Genomic DNA, 7,825 nt, shown 5'->3' on the forward strand with positions numbered 1-7,825 from the left:
CGCCCCCGGTCCGCGGGGCGCCCGGCCGCCGGGCCACGGCGCACCGGCTCCACCCGCATCGCGCTGACGTTCATCGCGCCCGGCTTCCTGCTCTTCGTCACCCTGATCGTCTACCCGATGGTCAAGGCGTTCCAGATGAGCTTCTACGACTGGAACATCGTGGCCGGTTCGGTCAGCGAGTTCCTCGGCTTCGACAACTACAACCGCGCTTTCCACGACCCGGTGTTCTGGCGGGCAAGCGCCAACAGCGCCGTGTACATGGCGTTCACCGTGCCGCCGCAGGTCGTGCTCGGGCTGCTGGTGGCGATGCTGCTGAACAACAAGGCGCCGGCACGCGCGCTGTTCCGGGTGCTGTTCTACCTGCCGGTGGTGACCAGTTGGGTGGTGGTCTCGCTGCTGTTCCAGTACCTGTTCGCGGACAGCGGCCTGGTGAACTGGATGCTGCACGACGTGACCCACCTGACGGGTGAGCCGACGTCGTGGCTGGCGGGCAGGTGGACCGGCATGGCCGTGGTGTCCGCGCTCGGCGTCTGGAAGGGCATCGGCTGGTCCATGATGATCTTCCTGGCCGCGCTCCAGGGCGTGCCCAAGGAACTCATGGAGTCGGCGCAGATGGACGGCGCCGGGCCGTGGCAGCGCTTCCGGGCGGTGACCCTGCCGGCCGTCCGGCCGGCCGCGGTCTTCGTCACCGTGATGCTGGTCATCGGCGGTTTCAACGTCTTCACCTCGGTCCTGCTGGTCACCGACGGCGGCCCCGCGGACTCCACGCAGGTGCTGCTGACCTACATGTACCAGCAGGCCTTCAAGAACCTGGACTTCGGCTACGGCTCGGCCATCGCCGTGCTGCTGACGCTGTTCGTGTTCATCCTGTCCCTGATCCAGCTCCGGGTGTTCCGCGACGAGTCCGAGGAGGTCCGGTGAGCGTCGCAGCGCACGCGCGACCGCGCCCCGCCCCCAGCCCCGGCCCGCAGCGCCCGCGTCTGCGCGCGGCGACGGTGGGCCGTTACGTGGCGCTGGTCGTCGGCGCGACCGTGATGGTCCTGCCGTTCGTCTACATGCTCTCGACCTCGTTCAAGAGCCAGACCTACGTGCTGACGATCCCGCCGCAGTTCGTCCCCCACCCGGCGACCGTCGCCAACTACACGACGGCCTGGGGCTCGCACGACTTCGGCCGCTACTTCGTCAACTCCCTGATCGTCGCGTTCTTCACCACCGTGCTGAGCCTGCTGCTCAGTTCGATGATGGCCTACGGTTTCGCGCGCTTCGGTTTCCGCGGCAAGGAGGTCCTGTACCGGCTGCTCCTGCTGGGCCTGATGATCCCCGCGATGATGCTGATCATCCCGCAGTTCGTGCTGGCCAAGTACCTCGGGCTGCTCGACTCGCTGGCCGGCCTGGTGGTCTTCTACGTGGCCGGGTCGCTGCCGCTGAACACCTTCCTGCTGCGCGGCTTCTTCGCGGCGATCCCGGTCGAGCTGGAACAGGCGATGCAGGTGGACGGCGCCGGTCCGTGGACCCGCTACCGGCGGCTGATCCTGCCGCTGGCCAAGCCGGCCCTGGCGACCGCGACCATCTTCACCTTCCTGGCGAGCTGGGACGAGTTCGCCTGGTCGCTGACGATCATCTCCACCCCGTCCAAGCAGACTCTGCCACTGGCCATCTCCCTGTTCCACGGCCAGAACTCCACGCTCTGGGGCCTGGTGTTCGCCGCCTCGATGATCGCGGTCCTCCCGGTCATCGCGGTGTTCCTGATCTTCCAGCGCCACTTCGTACAAGGACTCACCTCGGGGGCGGTCAAGGGATGACGCATCAACACGTCGACGGACACGAGACAGTGGAGCTGCTGCCCGCCCGGACCGTGTACCGACCCGGCGAGCACGTACTCGTGGAGATCCGGGGTCTGACCGGCCCGGGCGAACTGACGGTACGTCACTTCGGTGACGTCGTCGCGACCCTGCCGGTCGCCCCCGGCGACGCGCCCGCCGACCTCGGGCCGCTGCCCGCCGGCGGCTTCGGCGTCGAACTGACCGGCGCCGGCGGGAACACGGCGCGCACCGCCGTCCAGGTCGCCGAGGACCCGCGCGGTGCGCTGCGCTACGGCTTCGTGGTCGACTACCGGCCCGGGCGCGACCTCGCCGCCGTCGCCGACAACCTGCGGCGCCTGCACCTGACGGGCGTGCAGTTCTACGACTGGGCCTACCGGCACGCCGATCTCGTCGGCGGTGGTGAGACCTACGACGACGCGCTCGGCCAGCCGGTGGCGCTGTCCACCGTCCGCGCGCTGGTCGACCTCTGCCACCAGGTCGGCTCCGACGCCCTCGGATACGCCGCGGTGTACGCCGTCGGCCCGAAGGAATGGCCCGAGTGGGAGCACGACGCGCTGCTCACCCCGACCGGAGCCCCGTACGGCCTCGGCGACTTCCTGTTCCTCGTGGATCCGGCCACCGACGACTGGCTGGAGCACTTCACCGGCGACCTGGCCGCCTCCGTCGACCGGGTCGGCTTCGACGGCTTCCATCTCGACCAGTACGGCTACCCCAAGCGCGCGCACCGCCCCGGCGGCGAGCCGGTCGACGTGGCCGGCAGCTTCACCACGATGATCGGACGGGTCCGCGCGGCGCTGCCCGGGGCGCGCCTGGTGTTCAACAACGTCAACGACTTCCCGACCTGGGCCACCGCCCACGCGCCGCAGGACGCGGTCTACATCGAGGTCTGGGAACCCAGCACCGGCCTGGAACACCTGGCCCAGGTCGCCACCCGGGCCCGGGCCGAGGGCGCGGGCAAGCCCGTCGTCGTCGCCGCGTACCAGCACGTCTACGACAGCGCGCCCGCCGCGGCAAGTGACCTGGCCACCGCGCTGACGATGGCCACGCTGCACTCGCACGGCGCGACCCAGCTGCTGTGCGGCGAGGCCGACCGCATCCTGGTCGACCCCTACTACGTACGCAACCACACCGTCGAGCCGTCCACGGCCGCGCTGCTGCGGCGCTGGTACGACTTCCTGGTCGAGCATGCCGAGCTGCTGACCGCACCCGGCATCGCGGACGTCACCGGCTCGTACGCCGGGGGCTACAACGACGACCTCGACGTCCGCTACGCGGACACCGCCGTCGGCCATCCCGTCGCGCCGGGACGGGTGTGGCGGCGTGTCACCCAGGCCGGGGACCGGCTCGTCGTCCACCTGATCAACCTGGCGGGCCAGGAGGACACCCTCTGGGACGCCCCGCGCAACGCCCCGGCCGACCCCGGTCCGGGGACCCTGCGCATCCGCCGGACCGGCGCCGGCCTGCCGCGGGTGCGGGTCGCCGACCCGGACCGGCAGCACCACCTCACAGACGTCGCCGTCGCCGAGGACGGCGACTGGGCGCACGCTGTCCTGCCCGCACCCCACGTGTGGCAGATGGTCGTCATCGACCCCTACCCGGAACAGCCGTAACCGCCCGTGCACGTCCCCCCCACGATATGGAGCACCCGATGCAACGTCGCATTCGCCGCTCACGCACACGGATCCACAGACGCACCGCCGCCGTCCTGACCGCCGCGCTCATCGGAGGCTTCCTCGCCGCCGCGCCCGCCGCCCACGCGGCGGGCGGCACGGTGAACCTCACCGACGCCTACGTCGACAAGGCGCGCTACGCACCCGGCACGTCCGCCACCGTGTCGGCCGTCCTGAAGGAGACCACCGGCGCCGGATCCTGGTCCGGCAACGTCACCTACACGATGACCCACCACGGCGCCACGGTCGCCACCGGCTCGGTGCCGGCGAACGTCCCGTCCTCCGGAACCTCCACCGTGACCTTCAACGTCACGCCCCCCGCGACCGACTTCTCCGGCTACCTGGTCCAGATCAGCGCCGGATCCTCCACCGCCGCGACGGCCGTCGACGTGTCCAGCAACTGGACGCACTTCCCGCGTCCCGGCTACCTGACCTCGTACCCCACCGGTACGACGCAGGCCGCCGCGGACGCCGACGTCGCCACCCTGGTCCGCAGATACCACATCAACAACCTGCAGTTCTACGACTGGATGTGGCGCCACGAGAACCCCGTCAAGCACAACACCGACGGCAGCCTCCCGGCCACGTGGAACAGCTGGAACGGCGACGTCATCTCCACCGACGCGGTCAAGAAGTACATCACCGCCGCCCACAACAAGTCGGTGTCGGCGATGCCGTACTCCATGTCGTACGCGGCGCTGGCCGGATACGGCACCGAGTCGCCGGGCGTCTCGTCCGCCTGGGGCCTCAACTACGCCTCCAACGGCAGCCCGTGGGCGTTCCAGATGCACAACGGCTACCCGGACACCACGCTCTACCAGATGAACCCGGCGAACACCTCGTGGCAGAACTGGATCACCGACAAGTACGCCGACCAGGTCAACTCGATGGGCTTCGACGGCACCCACCTGGACCAGCTCGGGAACTGGGGTGCGATGACCGACACCTCCGGCAACCCCGTCGACCTCCAGGCGGGACTGTCGTCACTGGTCACCGCGACCAAGAGCAAGCTGTCCACGACGCCCGGCAAGATCGTCGGCTTCAACGCGGTCGACGGCTTCGGCGGCCCCGACGTAGCCGCCGCCAAGCAGTCCGACTACCTGTACAGCGAGCTGTGGGAGAACCACGAGACGTACAACTCGGTCAAGACGTACCTGGACAGCCAGCAGCAGGCGTCGGGCTTCACCAAGCCCTCCGTGATCGCCGCCTACCCCAACTACCGTGACGACGCGGGCCCGCTGTACGAGGCGGAGTCCGCGACCTTCGGCGGCGGCGTGGCCTTCGACAACGACCACCCCGGCTACACCGGCACCGGCTTCGCCGACAACTTCGGTCAGACCGGCGACAGCCTGACCTTCACCATCACCGTGCCCGAGACGCGCAGGTACAGCCTGGTCTGGCGGTACGCCAACGCCACCGGCGCCGACGCCAGCCGCACGGTCACCCTGGACGGCAGCACCCTCGGCAAGGTCACCATGCCGTTCGACCCCGGGCACAGCTGGAACAACTGGCACTTCGACTCCGACATCGTCACCCCGGTGCTCAGCCCCGGCACCCACACCGTCACCGTCTCGGTCGGCGCCACCGACACCGGGTACATCAACCTCGACAGTCTGGTGCTGGGGACCTTCGACACCACCTCCGTGCAGCTGCAGAACGCGTCCATCGCGGCGTCCGGCGCCACGCACATCGAGATGGGCCAGGGCGACAGCATGCTGGCCGCGCCGTACTTCCCCGACCACGCCAAGCAGATGCCCAACGCGCTGCACGCCTGGATGAAGGACTACTACGACTTCATCACCGCCTACGAGAACCTGCTCTACGGGCCCGACGTGCACTCCGTCGACTCCGGCAGCCAGTTCGTCAAGATCACCGGCGTCACGACCAGCGGCGACGCCTCCGGCGGCACCGTATGGGCCAACGTCAAGAAGACCGCGAACAACGACGTCATCCACCTGATCAACCTGCTCGGCAACGACGGCGACTGGCGCCCCGCGGGCAAGTCCACCCCGCCGGTGCAGAGCAACCTGCCCGTCAAGTACTACCTCGGGCCGGACGAGAACCCGACCGCCGTACGGGTCGCCTCGCCCGACACCGCGCACGGCGTGAGCACGTCCCTGGCCTACACCGTGGGGACCGACGCCGCCGGACGCTACATCAGCTTCACCGTCCCGTCCCTGGTCAACTGGGACATGGTCTACATCGACCGCGGCTTCTCCACCCCGGCCGGCAACCGGTACGAGGCCGAGAGCGCGGTCCTCACCAACGTCGGCACCAACACCGACCACCCCGGCTACACCGGTACCGGTTTCGCCGACAACTTCCATCTCGCCAACAGCGGTGTGTCGTTCACGGTCAAGGCGGCGACCGCCGGGAACCACAACCTCACCCTGCGCTACGCCAACGGCGGCTCCGACGCGACCCGCATCATCTCGGTCGACGGCAACCAGATCGCCACGCCGACCTTCCCCGGCCAGGGGACCTGGGACACCTGGACGACGCTGAACGTCCCGGTGACCCTGACCGCGGGGCTGCACACGGTGGTCGTCTGGACCAACGGCAACGCCGGCGCCATCAACCTCGACAACCTCACTTTGGGAAGCGGCTGACCTTGTACGAGTTCCAGACCCCGACCGGGCCCCGGCCCTGGTGGCGTGACAGCGTCATCTACCAGCTCTACGTCCGCTCCTTCGCCGACGCCAACGGCGACGGGATCGGCGACCTCGACGGGATCGCCGAGCGACTCGACCACATCGCCTCCCTCGGCGTGGACGGCCTGTGGCTGAACCCGTGCTACCCCTCGCCGAACCGGGACGGCGGCTACGACGTCGCCGACTACACGGTCGTCGACGAGCGTTACGGCGGGATGGCCGCGTTCGAGAAGCTGCGCGACGGCGCGCACGCGCGGGGTCTGAAACTGCTGATGGACCTGGTGCCCAACCACTGCTCGGCGGACCACGCGTGGTTCCGCCGGGCAGTGGCGGCACCGCCCGGGTCCCCCGAGCGCGGGCTGTTCATCTTCCGCGACGGCCGCGGCCCCGACGGTTCGCAGCCGCCGAACAACTGGCGCTCGACCTTCGGCGGCCCGGCCTGGACCCGGCTCACCGGACCCGACGGCGAACCGGAGCAGTGGTACCTGCACAGCTTCGACTCGAGCCAGCCCGACTTCGACTGGACCGACCCGCGGGTCGGCGCCATGTTCGACGACGTGCTGCGCCTCTGGTTCGACCGCGGCGTGGACGGCTTCCGGATCGACGTCGCCTACGCCATGGTCAAACACCCCGGCCTGCCCGACCTGGACGACCCGGACGGCGAGAACCCGTACACCTGGAACCAGCCGGGTGTGCACGAGATCTTCCGGCGCTGGCGGGCGATCGCCGACGCGTACGAAGGCCGGGAGCTGACGCTGCTGGGCGAGGTGTGGCTGCCGCCGTCCGAGGCGGCCGCGTACATCCGCGCCGGGGAGCTGCACCAGGTCTTCAACTTCGACCTGCTCCAGCAGCCGTTCGACGCCAAGGCGTTCCACGCCTCCGTCACGCAGTGCCTCGAAGCGCTCAAGGAGGTCGAAGGGGTGCCGGCGTGGACGCTCAACAGCCACGACGTGCACCGCGCGGTCAGCCGTTACGGGCTCGTCCACGCCGAACCGCCGACCACCGCCGACGCCAACGCGCTGCGTACCCGGGCCCGCGGCGTGGTGGACGTCGGACTCGGCGTCGCCCGCGCCAAGGCCGCCGCGCTGCTGCTGCTGGCGCTGCCCGGCTCCGTCTACCTGTACCAGGGCGAGGAGCTGGGTCTGCCGGAAGTGCTCGATCTGCCGGACGACGCGCGCCAGGACCCGATCTGGGAGCGCTCCGGGCGCACCGAACACGGCCGGGACGGCTCCCGGGTGCCCCTGCCGTGGCGCGCGGACGAACCCGGCTTCGGGTTCGGCGACCCCGGCGGGTCGGCGGCCACCTGGCTGCCGCAGCCCGCGTGGTTCGCCGACTTCGCCGTCGACCGCGAGGAGGCCGACCCCGGCTCCGTACTGGCCTTCTACCGCAGCGCGGTGCGCGAGCGCGCCTCGCTCGACCCGGAGTCCGCCTTCGAGTGGCTGGAACTCGGCCGCGACGACGCCCTCGCCTTCCGCCGCGGCCGGCACGTCTGCGTCACGGTCTTCTCCGGCCCGCCCGTCGAGGCCCGGCCCGAATGGGGCCACCCGGTCATCACCAGCGCCCCCACGGCCCCGGCGACCACCTGGTACCGCGCCGAACCCACCCCGTAGGCACCCCGGTCCCTCCCGGCCGGGGGACCGGCAGCCACCCGGAGGAACGGCCCGTCGGCCGACGGGCCGTT

Annotated in this window: 5 protein-coding genes; all 5 read left to right on the forward strand. The window is 70.2% G+C overall.

From position 1 onward, the window contains the following. Positions 1–921, forward strand: a 921-nt coding sequence (locus VIW71_RS02235; RefSeq protein WP_331620142.1) for a carbohydrate ABC transporter permease, incomplete at its 5' end; no start/stop codon positions are given. After that, positions 918–1,802, forward strand: a complete 885-nt coding sequence (locus VIW71_RS02240) for a carbohydrate ABC transporter permease (RefSeq protein ID WP_331620143.1) — start codon at positions 918–920, stop codon at positions 1,800–1,802. The genes VIW71_RS02235 and VIW71_RS02240, both read left to right, overlap by 4 nt. Continuing rightward, positions 1,799–3,433, forward strand: a complete 1,635-nt coding sequence (locus VIW71_RS02245; RefSeq protein ID WP_331620144.1) for a glycoside hydrolase family 66 protein — start codon at positions 1,799–1,801, stop codon at positions 3,431–3,433. Before VIW71_RS02240 ends, VIW71_RS02245 begins: the two co-directional genes overlap by 4 nt. Before the next feature lie 38 nt (positions 3,434–3,471). Next, positions 3,472–6,102 carry a glycoside hydrolase family 66 protein gene (locus VIW71_RS02250; RefSeq protein WP_331620145.1) on the forward strand — a complete coding sequence of 877 codons (2,631 nt, stop codon included), beginning with the start codon at positions 3,472–3,474 and terminating at the stop codon, positions 6,100–6,102. Between the two features lie 2 nt (positions 6,103–6,104). Then, positions 6,105–7,754 carry a glycoside hydrolase family 13 protein gene (locus VIW71_RS02255; protein ID WP_331620146.1) on the forward strand — a complete coding sequence of 550 codons (1,650 nt, stop codon included), beginning with the start codon at positions 6,105–6,107 and terminating at the stop codon, positions 7,752–7,754. Positions 7,755–7,825: the final 71 nt, after the last annotated feature.

Source organism: Streptomyces sp., from assembly GCF_036524955.1.
Lineage (GTDB): Bacteria > Actinomycetota > Actinomycetes > Streptomycetales > Streptomycetaceae > Actinacidiphila.